Below are 18518 nucleotides of genomic sequence, written 5' to 3' on the forward strand. Positions count from 1 at the left end.
TTGTTATGAGTTGAAATCTCAACTTATCTCGATGATAGGCTGAAATAAATATTAAGAATCTTCTGAATTGCATCTTCTACTGCAATGAAATCGGTATCCTGACTCTGCTGGCGTGAAGGTTTGATTACACCAACTGCACTTAGTAGTTACGTAGCGTTCTTTTTTAATTTGTTTCTGTAGTTTTTTCTCGGATTTCTCAGCAGCATATTTTTCTCTAGATTCAGGGTAAAATAGCAGGTTCAGAGGCTTAATCAATGAAATCAGAACTATAGTAAACAAGATGTAGAGACCAAATTCATCCCAAGGTGGATTGTCTGTAATAAGTATCCTTATTACGATAGAAAAAAACCAAATCGCTCCAGGGATTATTATTGCCCAAACAACCTTGTCAGCTAACTTCATTATTTAATTCCAACCTTTTATTATTGATTACTATATTTCTTGAAAACATGGATTGAGATTTAACTTTCACTCATAACAATTTTGTCTACGACATTTGTCGTTTTATAAACCGACAAATGTCCATATATTACAGTGCATTTATCTTAACCATCAAATAAACACCTGTAAACAATTAGTTAACTGGAAATTATTTTTAATCAATACATAAATACACCGAAATGGTGGAGATCAGTAATATTGGACAAAACAACAAGCACTGTCTATATATACAGTTAACTTTTACCAGAGATTCATATCATGAAATCACCTTATTTAACTATGATAGCCGAACAAATGTATCTAAAACGTTATGCTAAAAGTACTATTAAAGCGTACTTATACTGGGTAGCTTCGTTTATTCGATTTAACTCTATGAGGCACCCAACAACGATGGGAGATAATGAGGTCGAACTTTTTTTAAATCACTTAGTCAATCAACAAAATGTTGCTCCTAACACTCAAACACAAGCCTTAAATGCGTTGAGCTTTTTATTTAAAGAAGTGATTAAAAAGCCACTTTCATTATCATTAAGTTTTGTTAAGAGCAAACGAGCAACTAAACTACCGGTAGTTTTAACGCAGCAAGAAATAAATAATTTTTTTAAAGTGTGCTCTGCAAAGCATTATCTACCCTGTGGATTACTTTATGGCAGTGGTATGCGATTAATGGAGGTACTGCGTTTACGGGTACACGATATTGACTTTGACTATAACTGCATTCGAATTTGGGATGGCAAAGGAGGCAAAAATCGTGTCGTAACCCTTGCCGTAGAGCTCACACCGCAGTTGCGTTCCCAAATACAATTAGTTGATAGTTATCTACAGTTAGATCTCAAAAACCCTTTGTATTGCGGTGCGTACATGCCGCATTTGTTACGTAAAAAATATCCAAACCACAATAGACAGCTGGGCTGGCAATATTTATTTTCATCACATAAATTAAGTATTGATCCTGAGAGCAAGCAACTGAGGCGTCATCATATCGATGAAAAGCAATTACAACGCGCTGTTAAAAAAGCCGCTTTTGATGCAAACATTAATAAACACGTTACACCACATACTTTGCGCCATTCATTCGCTACACACTTACTGCAAAGCGGCGCTGACATCCGCACAGTACAAACACAGCTAGGTCATAGTGACGTGCGTACTACACAAATTTATACTCATGTATTGCAGCAAGGTGCAAACGGGGTTGTTAGCCCGTTTTCAAGATTATAAACTCCCCGATTTAAAACAAAAAAGCACAGCCCACAAGCGCCATGCTTTTAAAATCAATCTTAATCCCGCTTGTTTTACAAACGAATACCGCCGTCTATTTCAACCACGCGGCCTGTAAAAAAGTCGTTTTCGATTATGTACTGTGCAGTATGGGCAATTTCGTCGCTTTCGCCTAAGCGCCCTACTGGCGTTACTGCAAGCATACGTTGTTTGGCTTCGGGCTTCATGGCGTCGGTCATGGCGGTACTTATTACACCTGGTGCAATAGCGCCTACACGTATACCAAATCGACCAAGTTCTTTAGCCCATGTGGTGGTAAGTGCCACTACGCCTGCTTTTGATGCTGCGTAATTTGTTTGGCCTATGTTACCTGCGCGCGCTACGCTCGACATATTAACTATAACGCCGCCTTTGCCAGATTCAATCATGTGGCTTGCAGCTTCTCGCCCTGCTAAAAACACACCGGTCAGGTTTACATCAATCACTGATTGAAATTGCTCAAGAGACATTTTTTTAACGACCTTGCCGTCTTTAGCCTTTATAAACATGCCGTCGCGTAAAATACCGGCGTTGTTTATAAGCACACCAATGTGACCAAAATCGCTGTTGATGGTATTAAATACGTTTTCTACTTCGCTCTCATTTGTTACGTTTGCGGCATAACCTTTAATATTGCTGGTTACACCTTCAAGCTGTGTCAATTGCTCGCATGCGTTGTTTAATAAGTCTTGCGCCATATCTATTAAAGCAATGTTGGCACCCATAAGTGCAAACTTTTGCGCCATTGCAAAGCCTAAACCTTGTGCGCCACCGGTTATTACTACCGTGTTATTTTTAATTTCCACGCGTTGCTCCTACTTAGAAAACAGTTTAAAAATGGCACTAAAGTCATCACTACCCGCACCTTGGTGCTGTAGCATAGTGTATAAATTTTTAGCCATTGAACCCATTGGGGTTGATGAATTACTTTGCTGCGCGGCTTCCATGGCAAGTCCTAAGTCTTTAGCCATTAAATCAACCATAAAGCCTGGTTTGTAATCGTTACTTGCAGGTGCGGTATCCATTACACCTGGACAAGGGTTGTAAAGTTCAAGCGTCCAGTTACGGCCAGAACTTGCGGTCATTATGTCGCTAAGCACTTTAGGGTCTAGGCCGTTATTTATGCCCATTTGCAGTGCTTCGCTGGTGCCTGCCATTAAAATACTAAGTAGCATGTTATTACATATTTTTGCTACTTGCCCTGCGCCAATATCGCCTGCATGAAATATGTTTTTACCCATATCACTCAGCACTGTATTTGCTTTATCGAACGCGGCTTTTTCGCCGCCTACAATAAAAGTAAGTGTACCTGCGGTTGCGCCTGCAACGCCGCCCGATACCGGTGCATCTACAAAGCTAATGCCCTGCTCGCCAAGTGCGCTGCCAACCACACGGGCCGACTCTGCATCTATTGTTGAGCAATCTATCACTAAGGTGTTTTTGCTAAGTACCTTAATTAAACCGCTATCGTCGTTATTGCCTAAATAAAGTGATTTAACATGTTTGCCCGCAGGTAACATACTAATAAGTATATCGGCATTGGTTGCACATGCTTTTGCATTTTCAGCTGCGTGTACACCTTTACTCGCAAGTTCATTTAAGACCGACTGGTTTAAATCAAATGCTGTAACATTATGGCCGGCTTTAATTAAATTAGCCGCCATAGGGCCGCCCATATTACCTAAGCCGATAAAACCAATATTGAGTTTAGTCATCGTCTTTCCTTTATGTGTGTGTTGGGGTGTCTAAGCCATTGAGTGGGTGGTTTTCGCCAAAATGGTTAGCAAAAAAGCTCTCTATTATGGCTTGTGGTACATCACTCAGTGTTTTGTATTGCCAATTAGGCGCGCCGTCTTTATCTATTAATAGTGCTCTTACGCCTTCTTGAAATTCACCTACTTCGCCAGCGCGTACCGACATACCCAGCTCCATTTTAAAACACGCAAGTAAGCTTTTGCCTTTACTGGCTTTTAGCTGCTCACTTACTAGCGCGCAACTTAGTGGGCAACCATGCTTAAGTGACTTTTGGGCGCGTTGCAGCCATTTATCGTCAGTAGCTAGGCCTAAAATATAATCAACTTGTTCTTGTAGCGTATTAAATTCAGCTAATTTTTGAATGGTTGTTAAGTTAGCTTTAATATTGCCTTTAGGCATACGCGCAGATTGGTTATCTAAATCGGTTAATAATTTAGTTAAACGCTCATGATTTAAACTTGGAGTTTTGCCCCAGTTAGCAGCTAAAATTTGCGCTAGCATGGCATCGTATTTAGTGCTGTCGATAAAGTGATCGGCAAGCGATACAAAGCGTGCATCTTCACAATTAATAGAAGCTGACGTTAGCCCTAAAAATAGCCCCACACCTTGTGGCATTTTATGTAAAAAGTAACTGCCGCCTACATCTGGGTATAAGCCTATGGTTTGCTCTGGCATGGCAATGCGCGATGTTTCGGTTACTACGCGGTGGCTAGCACCTGCCATTAGCCCTAAACCGCCGCCCATCACTATGCCGTTACCCCAAACGAGGATAGGTTTATCAAAGGTATGAATAAGGTAATCAAGCTTGTACTCTAGCGTAAAAAACTCTTCAACTAAGCTTGTTGGTTTACCTTGCGCCATTGCATGATGAAGGCTTACAACATCGCCGCCTGCACAAAATGCTTTATCGCCTGTGCCTTTTAACAACACCATTGCGATTGCATCATCGTCTTGCCAAGCTCGCAATTGCGGCTCAAGTAATTTGATCATCTCAAAATTAAGCGCATTTAATGCTTTTGGTGCGTTAAGTGTAATAACCCCTATTAAACTGCCATTTTCTGCGGTTGCAGTTTCAAATACTACGGGCTCATCGACGTTATTTAATACTGTTAAAGCACTCATTAGCCGTTTACCCAGTTAGCGCGGCGTTTTTCTAAAAAGGCGTTTACGCCTTCTTGTTGATCTTCGGTATCAAATAAACCAACAAACAATTCACGCTCAAGAGGCAATACACTTGCCATGGGTTGATAACGCCCTTTTTGAATCAATGTTTTACACGCTGCAACTGAGGTGGGGCTTTGATCGGCCACTTGGTTAGCCAGTTTTAATGCTGCCGCAAAGCTTTCACCCTGTGGTACTACTTCTTCTACTAAACCAATTTGCATGGCTTTATCAGCTTTTAAGCGCTCGCCGCATAAAATCATCCGTTTTGCCCAGCCTTCGCCTACAAGCCATGCTAAATTTTGAGTACCACCCGCACAGGGTAATAAGCCAACTTTAGCTTCAGGGAGCGCCATTTGTGCTTGCTCTTCCGCTATACGTACGTCGCACGCAAGGGCAACTTCTAGCCCGCCGCCCATTGCATAACCATTAATGGCTGCAACCGACACACCTCTAAAATTAGTAAGCGCTTCAAATGCTTCACCAAATACACGCGACATATCGGCGGCCACGCCTTTATCGCCACCAGAAAATACGTTTAGGTCGGCACCCGCGCTAAAAAACTTCTCGCCTTCACCAGTCAGTACTAATGCATAAATATTTTTATTATTATTAAGCTCGTTAACTTTGTTTTTTAAGTCAATTAAGGTGTCTTTTGTCCAGGTATTAGCTGGCGGGTTAGACATAGTTAAAATAGCAACATGGCCTTCGGTTGTTAATTCAATACACGGCTTTGATTGTGACATAACTTGCTCCTTATAAAACGTCGCTTGCAGATTCAGCTAAAATACGGCGCGCTATTATTACGCGCATAATTTCGTTAGTGCCTTCTAAAATTTGATGAACGCGCACATCACGTACATGGCGCTCAAGCGGGTATTCTTTTATGTAACCGTAACCACCATGAATTTGCAGTGCATCATTACACACGTTAAAGCCAACATCGGTCGCAAAGCGTTTAGCCATAGCGCAGTAAGTGGTTTTTTCAACGTCGTTATTATCAAGTTTAAATGCAGCAAGCCTAACCATTTGGCGCGCAGCTACAAGCTCGGTGTTCATATCGGCAATTTTAAATTGCAGCGCTTGAAACGCAGCGAGTGGTTTACCAAATTGGGTGCGTTCTTTTAAATATTCACGGGCGGTATTAAGTGCTGCCTGCGCTGTACCAATTGAACACGTTGCAATATTAATGCGCCCGCCATCTAAGCCTTGCATCGCAAATTTAAAGCCTTCTCCCTCGGCGCCTAACAAGTTATGCGCAGGAATGCGTACATCTTCAAAGCTAATTAGGCGTGTAGGTTGTGCGTTCCAACCCATTTTTTCCTCAGCTTTGCCGTATTCCACGCCTTTTACGTCGGCTGGGACTACAAATGCCGAAATACCCGCAGCGCCTTCGCCGCCTGTACGTGCCATTACCACTAATACTTCGGTTTCGCCCGCGCCCGATATAAACATTTTTGAGCCATTAATTACGTACTCATCACCTTTAAGTACGGCTTTTGTTTTAAGTGATGCGGCGTCTGAGCCCGAGCCTGGCTCTGTTAAACAGTAAGAGGCAAGTAACTCGCCCATTACTAATTGCTCTACGTATTTGTCTTTAACTGCATCGGTACCAAAACTTGCTACCATCCAGGTGGCCATATTATGAATGGTTAACATGGCCGTTGTTGCGGTACAGCCCATAGCAAGCTGCTCAAAAATAATGCTCGAATCTAAACGAGATAAACCAAGGCCGCCTGCTTCCTCTGGCGTGTATAAACCACAAAAACCAAGCTCACCCGCCGCTTTAATCGTGTCTTTAGGAAAAATATGCTCGCGGTCCCATTTTGCTGCATGGGGCGCAAGTTCTGACTCGGCAAACTGACGTGCTGTTTGCGCAAAAGCTTGTTGATCTTCTGATAAGTTAAAGTCCATGGTAGACCTCTTTAATTGTGTTAGTTGTGTTGTTAGTGTTTCCCGTCACAGGGATAGTTTGTGACGAGCGGCGAAAGCTTATGTGTGTGTTGTGTGTGAAGTAGCCTTCGCGCCCATCTTTATTATTAATTATTCTTTTATTTACTCATTTTTTAATTACGATTACTTTAAGTTAATGCTCATGTTTGGACCCGAGGCAATGTCGTCTTCAAACCAACGTGATGTAATCGTTTTAGTTTCTGTGTAAAAGCGAATACCTTGTTTACCGTACGTGTGTGTATCGCCGTAAAACGAGCCTTTCCAACCAGTGAACGAAAAGAACGGAAGTGGCACCGGAATTGGCACATTAATACCTACTTGGCCTACTTCAATTTCGTGTTGGAATTTACGAGCCACTGCGCCGCTTGAGGTAAATAACGAGGTACCATTACCGTAAGGGCTGTCGTTAATAAGCGCGATTGCTTCATCAAGCGTGTCTACAAACATACACGCGAGTACTGGGCCAAATATTTCTTCTTTGTATAAATCCATTTCTTTGGTTACGTCAGTAAATAACGTTGGGCCAACCCAGTTACCTTGCTCATACCCTTCAACCGTAAAGTCAGAACCATCAATTAAACAGGTAGCGCCTTGCTCTTTACCACCGGCAATGAGTGATAAAATACGTGCTTTTGCTGCTTTTGATGTTTGTGGACCGTATGCTGCGTTTGCATCATCCCACACGCCTGGGCGTACATTTTCAAAGCCTGCTTTAATTTCATCTACCCACTGACTTGCTTGACCTACAAATACAGCAACCGAAATACCCATACAACGTTGACCAGCAGCACCTACCGATGCGCCTACTAGGTTGTTTACAACGTGCGATTTACTGGCATCAGGCATAATAACCATATGATTTTTAGCGCCAACACACGCTTGCACACGTTTAAGATTTTGCGTGCCTTTAGAATAAATATAAGCACCTACACCACACGAGCCAACAAACGAAATAGCACGTACTGCTTTATCTTCTAGTAAGCGGTCTACTTGTGGTTTTGTACCGTGAACAACTTGTAATACGCCTTTTGGTGCGCCGGCTTCAATAAATAGCTCTGCTAAGCGCATTGGTGTAAGTGGATCTTGCTCAGACGGTTTTAAAATAAAGGTGTTACCACACACAATAGCCAGCGGGAACATCCAAAGAGGGATCATTGCAGGGAAGTTAAACGGGGTTACGCCTGCACACACGCCAAGTGGCTGCATGTAAGAATACGTATCGATTTTACGCGCTACGTTTTCCATTGTTTCACCCATCATTAATGATGGTGCGTTTGCTGCTTGTTCTACTACTTCAATACCGCGCCAAACATCGCCTTTTGCATCTTCAAATGTTTTACCCAATTCGTGGCAAATAATGGTAGCAAGCTCATCGTGGTGTTCTTTTAATAGCGCAGCGTACTTCATCATAATGCGAGCACGTTCAGTAATTGGTACGTCTTTCCATGTTTTAAACGTCTCAGAAGCTGAGGCAATTGCCGCGTCCATTTCTGATTCTGTGGTACATGGCACTTGTGCAAGTACTTCTTGAGTTGCTGGGTTTATAACATCGATAAGCTCTTTTGATGCTGATTGAATAAATTCGCCATTAATAAGTAGTGGTACTTGGTGCATGATTAAATCCTAGTGTGTGAGTTGTGTGTTCTCTTTTGAAATTGGTAGCGCCGCTTTGTAAGTATTATTAGTGCAGCGCTTTTATAGTTATTCGTACAGCTTTCTTATAACTATTAAATATTTAGTTAATACGCTTCTACAGCCATAGCAACCGCTTCACCGCCACCAATACATAAAGACGCGATGCCTTTTTTAAGGCCTCGGTTTTTAAGGGCATGAATTAGCGTTACTAAAATACGCGCGCCGCTTGCACCAATTGGGTGGCCAAGTGCACATGCACCACCATTCACGTTTACTTTGCTTTCATCAAGTTTTAACTCGTTAATAGCCAGCATGGTTACCATGGCAAATGCTTCGTTAATTTCCCAAAGGTCAACATCGTTTACAGCCCAGCCTGCTTTTTCAAGCACGCTGTTCATAGCCCCTACTGGCGCTACTGTAAATTCACTTGGTTTTTGAGAATGCGTGCTGTGCGCTACAATTTTACAAAGCGGTGTTAAGCCTTGTTCCTTTGCTTTTGATTCGCTCATTAATATAAGCGCTGCGCCACCGTCTGAAATTGACGATGAATTAGCCGCTGTAATAGTGCCGTCTTTTTTAAAAGCTGCACGTAAGGTAGGAATTTTTTCTGGGCGGGCGTTACCTGGTTGCTCGTCAATCGAAACTGTTACATCGCCTTTGCGTGTTTGCATCGTATGCGGGGCAACTTCGTTATCAAAACTGCCATTTTGTATCGCGGCTTTAGCTTTACTTAATGAGCCTAATGCAAACGCATCCATTTGCTCGCGGCCAATGCCGTACTCGTCGGCGGTGTCTTGTGCAAAACAACCCATTGCTTTGTTGTCGTAGGCGTCTTCAAGGCCATCGCTCATCATGTGATCTTTTATTTCGCCATGTCCCATACGCATTCCACAACGCGCTTTTGGTATGAAGTACGGTGCGTTTGTCATGCTTTCCATGCCACCGGCAATAGCAGATTGAATAGAGCCGGCTTTAATTAAATCGTTTGCAAGCATGGCCGCTTTTAAACCAGAGCCACATACTTTATTAATTGTTGTAGCACCAGTGCTAAGAGCAAGGCCTGCTTTTAACATTGCTTGGCGTGCGGGTGCTTGTCCAAGGCCTGCTGGTAATACGCAGCCCATAATTACTTCGTCTATTGCATCATTAGCTAAACCAGTTTGTGCAAGTGCGCTGGCAATGGCGGTAGCGCCAAGCTCGGTAGACTGCGCATCACTTAACGCTCCCATAAAACCACCCATTGGGGTACGTTTTGCTGCTACAATTACCACTGATTCTAAAGTCATAACTAACTCCATTGTATTTATATGCAAATAGTTGTTAGTATATTTGCTCTATTAATTTAGTATTCATTTATTATTTAATACCCTTACACAATACTAACGTTTACGCCAACGTCAACTAAAAACAGCTTAATTTTTAGTTTTATAAGTGTAAGGATTATTTTCCATCGGTTAGACTACACTGACAAAATAAAAATAACCCATTGAATATTAATAATATAAATCAATACCTCGCTTAAACATCCCTTTATAAACAGTTTCAAATCACACCAAGCTTTACCTTTACGTAAACTTCACTTATATTGGAGTTATTCGAATGAGGTAAATACAATTATGAAACCAGATAATCAAACAAACTTTGCAAGCTCAGCCAAAATGCCGGCAAGTAATGAACAAACATTTAGCATTAGTGAACTCGCTAAAGAATTTGACATTACAACCCGCTCTATTCGCTTTTACGAAGACCAAGGGTTAATAACACCAGAACGTAATGGTCAAACCCGTATTTATTCAAAACGCGATAAAGTGCGTTTAAAACTAATATTACGTGGTAAGCGCCTTGGCTTTACATTGGCTGAAACCGGTCGTTTGTTTGAACTGTACGACGCAGATAAATCAAGCGCTAAGCAGTTGGTTACTATGCTTGACCTTATTTCAGAAAAAAAAGCAGACCTATCTCAGCAAATGGACGACATAAAAGTTGTGCTTATGGAACTAGTTACTGCCGAGCGTCGCTGCAGAGACACATTAAACAAAATAGACGAGTAAGTTTATTTTTAAAATAACAACACACTGACAACACACACGTCACACAGGAATAAATCATGAGCACTATTTCACTATATAAAGAAATGAACTTTGGCCTTGGCGAAACTGCCGATATGATCCGCGACCACGTAAACAGTTTTGCGAGTCAGGAGATTGCCCCGCTTGCTGAAAAAACGGACTTAGATAACGCTTTTCCAAATCAACTTTGGACTCAAATGGGCGAAATGGGCGTACTAGGTATGACCGTATCTGAAGAACTTGGCGGCGCCGGTTTAGGTTACTTAGAACATGTTATTGCTATGGAAGAAATAAGCCGTGCTAGTGCATCTATTGGCTTAAGCTACGGAGCACATTCAAACCTGTGTGTTAATCAAATTAACCGTAACGGGTCACAAGCTCAAAAAGAAAAATACTTACCTAAGCTTATTAGTGGTGAGCACATTGGTGCCCTTGCAATGAGCGAGCCTAATGCGGGCTCTGACGTTGTATCAATGAAACTCAAAGCCGAAAAAAAAGGCGATAAGTACATTTTAAACGGCAACAAAATGTGGATCACTAATGGTCCCGACGCACACACACTCGTTATTTACGCTAAAACAGATTTAAACGCCGGTGCTAAAGGCATTACCGCGTTTATTGTTGAGAGCAACTTTCCGGGCTTTTCAACAGCGCAAAAGCTAGACAAACTGGGCATGCGCGGCTCAAACACCTGTGAGCTAGTATTTGAAAACTGCGAAGTGCCAGAAGAGAATATTTTAGGTAACTTAAACGAAGGCGTTAAAGTACTTATGAGTGGCCTTGATTACGAACGCGTAGTACTTGCAGCGGGCCCGCTTGGCATAATGCAAGCGTGTATGGACATAGTGGTGCCGTACATTCATGAGCGTAAACAGTTTGATACCCCTATTGGTCAATTTCAGTTAATTCAGGGCAAAGTAGCCGACATGTATACACAAATGAATGCTGCGCGCTCATACGTATACACGGTAGCCAAAGCGTGTGACCGAGGCGAAACCACCCGTAAAGATGCAGCCGGTGCAATTTTATACGCAGCTGAGCTTGCAACTAAAATGGCACTTGATGCGATTCAAATTTTAGGTGGCAATGGCTACATAAACGAATACGCAACGGGCCGTCTTCTTCGTGACGCTAAACTTTACGAAATTGGTGCAGGTACATCAGAAATACGCCGCATGCTTATAGGCCGCGAACTTTTCACTGAAAGCCGTTAAGGATTAAACCATGACTATTTTAAAATCGAGCGTTAATCCTCACGATCCAACGTTTGTGCAAAACCATAAAAATATGTCAGCGCTGGTGGATGATTTACGCGATAAAGTAGCCACAATTAGCCAAGGCGGAGGCGCTGCATTAAAAGAGCGCCACGAAGGCCGTGGTAAATTATTTGTTCGCGACCGTATAAGTACATTAATTGATGAAGGCTCACCGTTTTTAGAAATTTCACAATTTGCTGCCTTTGGTGTGTACGAACAAGCAATACCTTGTGCAGGCGTTGTAGCCGGTATTGGCCGTGTTAAAGGCGTTGAATGCATGATTATTGCAAACGATGCCACGGTTAAAGGCGGTACATATTTTCCGCTTACCGTTAAAAAGCATTTACGCGCACAAGATATCGCAGAGCGTTGCCACTTACCGTGTATTTATTTGGTGGATTCGGGCGGTGCAAATCTGCCAGAGCAAGATGATGTATTTCCAGATAAGCTGCATTTTGGTCGTATTTTTTACAACCAAGCCCGTATGTCGGGTAAAGGCATTCCACAAATTGCTGTAGTAATGGGTTTATGTACCGCTGGTGGTGCGTACGTACCTGCAATGGCCGATGAAAGCATTATTGTAAAAGATCAAGGCACTATATTTTTAGCCGGCCCGCCCCTTGTAAAAGCAGCAACAGGCGAAGAAGTAACCGCTGAAGAACTAGGCGGCGCCGATGTGCACTGTAAAGTGTCGGGTGTTGCCGATCACTTTGCTGAAAATGATGCTCATGCGCTGTCTATTGCGCGCCAATGTATTGAGCGTATTAATTACACACGCCCTACAGTCCCTCTTCTAGAGGATGTAAAACCGCCGCGATACGATATAAACGAGCTTTACGGCATTGTAGGCACCGATCTTAAAAAGCCGTTTGATGTACGCGAAGTAATAGCGCGCACAGTGGATGACTCATCATTTGATGAATTTAAACGTTACTTTGGTGAAACGCTGGTCACCGGTTTTGCCAGCATTTATGGCAACCCGGTTGGCATAGTGGCTAATAACGGTATTTTATTTAGTGAGTCGGCGCAAAAAGGCGCGCACTTTATTCAGCTGTGTGCTCAGCGCAATATTCCTTTAGTGTTTTTACAAAATATTACCGGCTTTATGGTGGGTAAAAAATACGAAGCCGAAGGCATTGCAAAGCACGGCGCTAAAATGGTGATGGCGGTTTCGTGTGCTGATGTGCCTAAATTCACTGTACTTATTGGCGGCTCTTACGGCGCAGGTAACTACGGAATGTGTGGCCGCGCATTTGAACCAACCATGATGTGGATGTGGCCTAATGCCCGTATTTCTGTAATGGGCGGCGAGCAAGCTGCGGGTGTAATGGCGCAAGTTAAACAAGATGGTTTAGCACGTAAAGGCCAAAACATGAGCGAGCAAGAAATCACTGACTTTAAAAAACCAATTATTGATCAATACGAAAAGCAAGGTCATCCGTATTACGCCAGCGCACGCTTGTGGGATGACGGCATTATAGATCCTGCCGACACGCGTAATGTATTAGGGCTTGCGTTAGCGGCTGCGAACAATGCACCACAACGTGATTCAAAATTTGGCGTATTTAGAATGTAACCGGAGCACAAAATGTCAGTAACACTACAAATAACAAAATCTAATGTGGCTGTACTTGTGTTAAGCCGCCCAGAAAAAAGAAACGCATTTAACAGTGAAGTAATACACGAGCTGATTCAGTGTATTGAACATGCAAATACGCTTGATATTCGTGCTCTGGTTTTAAAAACAGAGGGTAAACACTTTTCAGCCGGTGCCGATTTAGCCTGGATGAAATCAATGGCGGATAACAACTATGCCGATAACCTAGCTGATTCAATGCAATTAGCTAAATTAATGCAGGTATTGGCAAGCTCCCCGCATCCTACAATTTGCGCTGTGCAAGGTGCTGCTTTTGGTGGTGCTCTGGGCTTAATAGCTTGTTGCGACATAGCCCTTAGTAAAGACGATGCTCAATTTTGTTTAAGCGAAGTAAAGCTGGGTCTTATTCCGGCGGTTATTAGCCCGTATGTAATTAAAGCTATTGGTGAACGCGCTGCTCGCAGGTACTTTTTAACGGCTGAAGTATTTGATGCACATACTGCTAAGCAACTTGGCTTAATTCATCAAGTAACCGGTAATTTAGACTGTGCGGTCGATAATATGCTGCAAACACTGATTGATAATGGACCTGTTGCAGTAAAAGCCGCAAAAGCATTAATTAACGATGTAGCAAATAAAGAAATTACCGATGAACTCATTGAGCTTACCGCTGAGCGTATTGCAAAAATTCGCGTATCTGAAGAAGGTCAAGAAGGGCTAAGTGCTTTTTTTGATAAACGTCCACCCGCTTGGCAACTGTAGGATTGATTATGAACACACAACGATTAGAAAAAATACTGATTGCCAATCGTGGAGAAATTGCGTGCCGAGTAATGCGCAGCGCAAAACAAATGGGCTTAACCACGGTCGCGGTTTATTCTGACGCAGACAAACATGCCCAGCACGTAAAAATGGCTGACGAGGCTTACCATATTGGCGCTGCACCAAGTAAAGATTCGTATTTGGTGGCAGACAAAATTTTACAAGTTGCCAAAGACTGCGGCGCTGATTGTATTCACCCAGGCTATGGTTTTTTATCTGAGAACAGCGAATTTGCTAAAGCCTGCGAAGCTAGCAACATTGCTTTTGTAGGACCACCAGCAAGCAGTATTGAAGCAATGGGGTCTAAAACCCGCGCTAAAGAAATAATGGCAGCTGCTAATGTGCCATTAGTACCAGGTTATTATGGTGATAAACAAGACCCTGCTTTTTTACAAAGTGAAGCTGAAAAAATTGGCTACCCTGTACTCATTAAAGCTGCCTTTGGTGGCGGTGGTAAAGGTATGCGCGTTGTACAAGAAGCAAAAGATTTTATGAGCGCACTTCAAGGTGCGCAACGTGAAGCGATTGCCGGTTTTGGTAACGACTTAGTGTTATTAGAGCGCTATGTAAACCAGCCTCGCCATGTTGAAGTGCAAGTATTTGCAGATAACTACGGTAACTGTGTTTATTTAGGCGATCGTGATTGTTCTTTGCAACGTCGTCATCAAAAAGTAATTGAAGAAGCCCCTGCTCCGGGTTTATCTGACGAACTACGCAAAGAAATGGGTGAAGCAGCTGTGCGCTGTGCACTGGCTATAAATTATAGAGGCGCAGGTACGGTTGAGTTTTTACTGTGTGGCGATGAATTTTTCTTTATGGAAATGAATACGCGCCTTCAAGTAGAGCACCCAGTGACCGAAATGGTAACCGGTGTAGATTTAGTCAATTGGCAAATTAATATTGCGGGTGGGCAAACATTGCCACTGACACAAAGTGATATTCAATTGCAGGGTCATAGCTTTGAAGCGCGTATATACGCAGAAGATCCAGCTAACGACTTTATCCCGTGTTCGGGCACTATTGAAGCACTGCACACTCCACTTAACAGTGAATTTGTACGCATTGATACAGGCATTGCACAAGGCGACGAAATCAGCCCATTTTACGACCCGATGATTGCAAAACTTATTGTGCACGATGACAATCGCGAACAAGCACGGAGCCGTTTACAACACGCCCTTGAGCAATTTCATTTAGCGGGTTTTAGCACTAACATTGGCTTTTTACATAATTTAGCAAGCCACCCTACCTTTAAGCAAGGTGCGCCAAGTACACACTTTATTGCAGAGCAAGGCGACTCGTTAGTTGCGGTTGATAAATCGTTATTGCAAACAAGTCAGCTTATTGGTGCTTTTGCATATTTAGAATCGTTAACTAACACACAAAATGCGCAAAACAGTGCAAGCCCGTGGCAACAACTAACTGGTTTTACACTCAATGCACCACAAGTAATTAAAGTCCCTTTTGCCGATTTACAGCTAAGCGCTATAAAAACGCCAGCGGGCTATAGTATTACGCATAACGAGCACGTATTTACTCTACAAGGCACATTAAATAACGGCTTGTGTAGTGTATTTATTAACGGCGAAAAACACAGCGCACATGTAAGTACGGTAGGTAATAGTTTGACGGTGATGAATAAAGCACTGCAAACTAAGCTTGAACTAGTTGATAAACACTATATTAGTTCGCACGAAAGCGAAGCTTTGCCACTTGCCGCGCCGCTTAATGGCACAGTAGTTAAGCACTTAATCGACATTGGTAGCACAATTACCAAAGGCGATGCGGTTGTTATTATCGAAGCCATGAAAATGGAATACACGCTTAACGCACCACACGACGGCATTTTAAAAAGCTACTGTTTTGGTGAAGGCGAATTAGTAACGCATGGAGCCTTACTTGCTATTGTCGAAGATACAACTGAGGAAGGTGCATAATGAGTGCCTTACCAAGTAAAGTACGTATTGTTGAAGTTGGCGCGCGAGACGGCCTACAAAACGAAAAAACAGTAAGCACAGCCGATAAAGTAGCGCTTATTAACGAGCTAAGTACTGCTGGCTTAAAAGATATTGAAGCTGGCGCGTTTGTCTCCCCTAAGTGGGTGCCACAAATGGCAGATTCAGCGGATGTAATATCAGCACTCAACTTACCTGACGTAAATTTAAGCGCCCTTACACCTAACTTAAAAGGTGCACAAGCCGCGCATGCTGTTGGTATTAAAGAATTTGCTATATTTACAGCTGCGAGTGAGTCGTTTTGTCAAAAAAATATAAACTGCTCAATAGAGCAAAGTATTGAACGTTTTAGCGAAGTAATGGCATTTGCTAAAACTAATAATATTCGCGTACGTGGTTATGTAAGTTGTGTGCTCGGTTGCCCATACGAGGGGGAGATTGACCCGCAAGCAGTACTGAGTGTATCGCAAAAACTATTAGATTTAGGATGTTACGAAGTAAGCCTTGGCGATACTATTGGTGTTGGCACCGCTAAAAAAGTAACGCAGTTAATAGAGTTACTTTTAACGCACATTGATAAAACTAAACTTGCCGTGCATTTTCATGATACTTACGGTCAAGCGCTAACAAATATTTACGCAGCCTTAAGCCTAGGTATAGCAACGGTTGACGCGGCAGTTGCAGGCCTTGGTGGCTGTCCTTATGCTAAGGGTGCGTCAGGAAATGTTGCCACCGAAGATGTAGTTTACTTACTGCAAGGGCTTGGCATTGAACATGGAATTGATTTAAAAAGGTTAAGTGAGGCTGGCTGGGAAATAACCAAAGCACTTGGTAAGCAACCTGTGAGCAAAGTATCTGTGGCACTACACACTAAATAACTATCTTATAAAATGATAATTCACTACTCACACAAGATAATTAACAACAAATAGCACACAATGAGGAGAGACTCATGGCCGGTTTTGATAAGGTAGTTTCTAGTTACGAAGCTGCAATGGAAGGATTAAAAGACGGCGATACCATTATTGCCGGTGGTTTTGGTTTATGTGGTATTCCTGAGGGCTTAATTAAACAAATTAAGCACATGCAAACAAAAAACTTAACCGTAGTATCTAATAACTGTGGTGTTGATGACTTTGGTTTAGGTATTTTATTACAAGACAAACAAATTAAAAAAGTAGTTGCCTCGTACGTTGGCGAAAACGCCCTATTCGAGCAGCAGTTATTAAGCGGCGAAATTGATGTAGAGCTTACGCCTCAAGGCACACTTGCTGAAAAAATGCGAGCTGGTGGCGCGGGTATACCTGCGTTTTACACCGCAACCGGTTACGGTACTCCTGTGGCTGAAGGCAAAGACGTAAAAGAATTTAATGGTCGCCCGTATATTTTAGAAGAGTCTATAACGGGTGAATTTGCTATTGTTAAAGCGTGGAAAGCCGATCGCTTTGGTAATTTAGTGTTTAGACACACCGCCATGAACTTTAATCCAATGGCTGCAACAGCAGGCAAAATTACCGTTGCCGAAGTAGAAGAAATTGTAGAGCCGGGTGAGCTTGAGCCAAGCCAAATTCATACCCCAGGTATTTTTGTAAATCGCGTTATTAAAGGCAGCTTTGAAAAACGCATTGAACGTGTAACAACACGAGATTAAGCAGGAGCATAATTATGGCATTATCACGTGAACAAGTTGCAATGCGCGTTGCACAAGAACTTCAGGACGGTTACTACGTAAATTTGGGTATAGGAATTCCGACACTCGTCGCAAACTATGTACCGGATGATATTGAAGTTATGTTACAGTCCGAAAATGGCCTTTTAGGCATGGGCCCGTACCCCACTAAAGCAGAGCTAGACGCCGATATGATTAACGCGGGTAAAGAAACCGTGACAGCAGCCAAAGGTGCAGCCATATTTAATAGTGCAGATAGTTTTGCCATGATACGGGGTGGTCATGTAGACTTAACCGTTCTGGGTGCATTTGAAGTTGACCAGAACGGCAACATCGCATCGTGGATGATCCCTAAAAAGCTGATTAAAGGCATGGGTGGCGCGATGGATTTAGTCGCTGGCGCGAAAAATATTATTGTTACTATGACCCATGCAAGTAAGCATGGTGACTCTAAACTATTAGAGGCCTGCTCTTTACCGCTAACTGGCGTTAATTGCGTAAAAAAAATAGTAACAGATTTAGCCGTATTAGAAGTTAAAGACGGCGCATTTCATCTATTAGAGCGTGCTCCGGGCGTATCTGTTGATGAAATCATTAGTAAAACAGCAGGTAAATTACTTGTTGACGGTGAAGTTCCAGAAATGGTTTTTTAAGCTTTAGCTTAAAATAACGCTTTACCCTGTACCGACCTCATTCCCAGTGCCAATGGCGCTGAGTTACCCAAAATCCCTCTCACGAGGGATTTTTTTTATCTTTTGTCATTATTTTTACCGTCATTCATACATCTGTAGTAAATTTTATCTATAATACAAATATAAATTAAATGTAAGCGCTTAGATTCTTTGCACTATTTTGTGGATAGCCTGCACCCTTTTTGTGAACTAGCGCTAAATTTATTTTTAACCTACTGATATTTATGTATTAAATAGTTGGTTCAAATTTTGC

At 42.5% G+C, this 18518-nt stretch carries 17 protein-coding genes; 9 read left to right on the forward strand and 8 right to left on the reverse strand.

The window, feature by feature from the left end:
- Nucleotides 1–51: 51 nt before the first annotated feature.
- Nucleotides 52–402: a hypothetical protein gene (locus tag EU510_RS04225; protein WP_149592397.1), complete on the reverse strand. Its 351-nt coding sequence runs from the start codon at nucleotides 400–402 to the stop codon at nucleotides 52–54.
- A 297-nt stretch (nucleotides 403–699) separates the two neighbouring features.
- Between EU510_RS04225 and EU510_RS04230 the strand changes: the two genes are divergently transcribed.
- Nucleotides 700–1662: an integron integrase gene (locus EU510_RS04230; protein ID WP_149592398.1), complete on the forward strand. Its 963-nt coding sequence runs from the start codon at nucleotides 700–702 to the stop codon at nucleotides 1660–1662.
- 74 nt (nucleotides 1663–1736) lie between these two features.
- On the opposite strand, the gene EU510_RS04235 is transcribed toward EU510_RS04230, so the two are convergent.
- From EU510_RS04235 to EU510_RS04265, 7 genes are all read right to left on the reverse strand, one after another.
- Nucleotides 1737–2507 carry an SDR family oxidoreductase gene (locus tag EU510_RS04235; RefSeq protein ID WP_149592399.1) on the reverse strand — a complete coding sequence of 257 codons (771 nt, stop codon included), beginning with the start codon at nucleotides 2505–2507 and terminating at the stop codon, nucleotides 1737–1739.
- Nucleotides 2508–2516: 9 nt separating this feature from the next.
- Nucleotides 2517–3416: a 3-hydroxyisobutyrate dehydrogenase gene (gene mmsB / locus EU510_RS04240; RefSeq protein WP_149592400.1), complete on the reverse strand. Its 900-nt coding sequence runs from the start codon at nucleotides 3414–3416 to the stop codon at nucleotides 2517–2519.
- 10 nt (nucleotides 3417–3426) lie between these two features.
- Complete coding sequence (locus EU510_RS04245) at nucleotides 3427–4578, reverse strand: enoyl-CoA hydratase/isomerase family protein (RefSeq protein ID WP_149592401.1); 1152 nt, start codon at nucleotides 4576–4578, stop codon at nucleotides 3427–3429.
- Nucleotides 4578–5363 carry an enoyl-CoA hydratase gene (locus tag EU510_RS04250; RefSeq protein WP_149592402.1) on the reverse strand — a complete coding sequence of 262 codons (786 nt, stop codon included), beginning with the start codon at nucleotides 5361–5363 and terminating at the stop codon, nucleotides 4578–4580. The genes EU510_RS04245 and EU510_RS04250 overlap by 1 nt, the downstream gene beginning before the upstream one ends.
- Nucleotides 5364–5373: 10 nt before the next feature.
- A complete protein-coding gene (locus tag EU510_RS04255) occupies nucleotides 5374–6531 on the reverse strand; it encodes an acyl-CoA dehydrogenase family protein (protein ID WP_149592403.1) in 1158 nt (385 codons plus the stop codon).
- Between the two features lie 162 nt (nucleotides 6532–6693).
- Complete coding sequence (locus tag EU510_RS04260) at nucleotides 6694–8184, reverse strand: CoA-acylating methylmalonate-semialdehyde dehydrogenase (protein ID WP_007376568.1); 1491 nt, start codon at nucleotides 8182–8184, stop codon at nucleotides 6694–6696.
- A gap of 125 nt (nucleotides 8185–8309) precedes the next feature.
- Entirely contained in the window at nucleotides 8310–9491 is a 1182-nt protein-coding gene (locus EU510_RS04265; RefSeq protein WP_149592404.1) for a thiolase family protein, read from the reverse strand.
- Nucleotides 9492–9821: 330 nt separating this feature from the next.
- Between EU510_RS04265 and EU510_RS04270 the strand changes: the two genes are divergently transcribed.
- The 8 genes from EU510_RS04270 to EU510_RS04305 all read left to right on the forward strand — a co-directional run bounded on the left by EU510_RS04270 (nucleotide 9822) and on the right by EU510_RS04305 (nucleotide 18226).
- Nucleotides 9822–10256 (forward strand): MerR family transcriptional regulator, encoded by a 435-nt coding sequence (locus EU510_RS04270; protein WP_008135264.1) that lies wholly within the window; start codon nucleotides 9822–9824, stop codon nucleotides 10254–10256.
- A 56-nt stretch (nucleotides 10257–10312) separates the two neighbouring features.
- Nucleotides 10313–11488 carry an isovaleryl-CoA dehydrogenase gene (locus EU510_RS04275; RefSeq protein ID WP_007376571.1) on the forward strand — a complete coding sequence of 392 codons (1176 nt, stop codon included), beginning with the start codon at nucleotides 10313–10315 and terminating at the stop codon, nucleotides 11486–11488.
- Nucleotides 11489–11498: 10 nt separating this feature from the next.
- Complete coding sequence (locus EU510_RS04280) at nucleotides 11499–13106, forward strand: carboxyl transferase domain-containing protein (RefSeq protein ID WP_149592405.1); 1608 nt, start codon at nucleotides 11499–11501, stop codon at nucleotides 13104–13106.
- Nucleotides 13107–13118: 12 nt separating this feature from the next.
- Nucleotides 13119–13889 (forward strand): enoyl-CoA hydratase/isomerase family protein, encoded by a 771-nt coding sequence (locus tag EU510_RS04285; protein WP_149592406.1) that lies wholly within the window; start codon nucleotides 13119–13121, stop codon nucleotides 13887–13889.
- Between the two features lie 8 nt (nucleotides 13890–13897).
- A complete protein-coding gene (locus tag EU510_RS04290) occupies nucleotides 13898–15886 on the forward strand; it encodes an acetyl/propionyl/methylcrotonyl-CoA carboxylase subunit alpha (protein ID WP_149592407.1) in 1989 nt (662 codons plus the stop codon).
- Complete coding sequence (locus tag EU510_RS04295) at nucleotides 15886–16782, forward strand: hydroxymethylglutaryl-CoA lyase (protein ID WP_149592408.1); 897 nt, start codon at nucleotides 15886–15888, stop codon at nucleotides 16780–16782. Before EU510_RS04290 ends, EU510_RS04295 begins: the two co-directional genes overlap by 1 nt.
- A gap of 74 nt (nucleotides 16783–16856) precedes the next feature.
- Nucleotides 16857–17555 carry a CoA transferase subunit A gene (locus EU510_RS04300; protein WP_008135270.1) on the forward strand — a complete coding sequence of 233 codons (699 nt, stop codon included), beginning with the start codon at nucleotides 16857–16859 and terminating at the stop codon, nucleotides 17553–17555.
- Nucleotides 17556–17569: 14 nt separating this feature from the next.
- On the forward strand, nucleotides 17570–18226 hold the full coding sequence (locus EU510_RS04305; RefSeq protein ID WP_007376577.1) for a CoA transferase subunit B: 657 nt from the start codon (nucleotides 17570–17572) through the stop codon (nucleotides 18224–18226).
- The last annotated feature ends 292 nt before the right edge of the window (nucleotides 18227–18518 follow it).

Source organism: Pseudoalteromonas sp. FUC4, from assembly GCF_008370255.1.
In the GTDB taxonomy this organism is placed as follows: domain Bacteria; phylum Pseudomonadota; class Gammaproteobacteria; order Enterobacterales; family Alteromonadaceae; genus Pseudoalteromonas.

Bases quoted from the DNA above. Each gene is read 5' to 3' on its own strand.
- EU510_RS04225 (WP_149592397.1), bottom strand. From the start codon at position 402: ATGAAGTTAGCTGACAAGGTTGTTTGGGCAATAATAATCCCTGGAGCG.
- EU510_RS04230 (WP_149592398.1), top strand. From the start codon at position 700: ATGAAATCACCTTATTTAACTATGATAGCCGAACAAATGTATCTAAAA.
- mmsB (WP_149592400.1), bottom strand. From the start codon at position 3,416: ATGACTAAACTCAATATTGGTTTTATCGGCTTAGGTAATATGGGCGGC.
- EU510_RS04245 (WP_149592401.1), bottom strand. From the start codon at position 4,578: ATGAGTGCTTTAACAGTATTAAATAACGTCGATGAGCCCGTAGTATTT.
- EU510_RS04250 (WP_149592402.1), bottom strand. From the start codon at position 5,363: ATGTCACAATCAAAGCCGTGTATTGAATTAACAACCGAAGGCCATGTT.
- EU510_RS04255 (WP_149592403.1), bottom strand. From the start codon at position 6,531: ATGGACTTTAACTTATCAGAAGATCAACAAGCTTTTGCGCAAACAGCA.
- EU510_RS04260 (WP_007376568.1), bottom strand. From the start codon at position 8,184: ATGCACCAAGTACCACTACTTATTAATGGCGAATTTATTCAATCAGCA.
- EU510_RS04265 (WP_149592404.1), bottom strand. From the start codon at position 9,491: ATGACTTTAGAATCAGTGGTAATTGTAGCAGCAAAACGTACCCCAATG.
- EU510_RS04270 (WP_008135264.1), top strand. From the start codon at position 9,822: ATGAAACCAGATAATCAAACAAACTTTGCAAGCTCAGCCAAAATGCCG.
- EU510_RS04275 (WP_007376571.1), top strand. From the start codon at position 10,313: ATGAGCACTATTTCACTATATAAAGAAATGAACTTTGGCCTTGGCGAA.
- EU510_RS04280 (WP_149592405.1), top strand. From the start codon at position 11,499: ATGACTATTTTAAAATCGAGCGTTAATCCTCACGATCCAACGTTTGTG.
- EU510_RS04285 (WP_149592406.1), top strand. From the start codon at position 13,119: ATGTCAGTAACACTACAAATAACAAAATCTAATGTGGCTGTACTTGTG.
- EU510_RS04290 (WP_149592407.1), top strand. From the start codon at position 13,898: ATGAACACACAACGATTAGAAAAAATACTGATTGCCAATCGTGGAGAA.
- EU510_RS04295 (WP_149592408.1), top strand. From the start codon at position 15,886: ATGAGTGCCTTACCAAGTAAAGTACGTATTGTTGAAGTTGGCGCGCGA.
- EU510_RS04300 (WP_008135270.1), top strand. From the start codon at position 16,857: ATGGCCGGTTTTGATAAGGTAGTTTCTAGTTACGAAGCTGCAATGGAA.
- EU510_RS04305 (WP_007376577.1), top strand. From the start codon at position 17,570: ATGGCATTATCACGTGAACAAGTTGCAATGCGCGTTGCACAAGAACTT.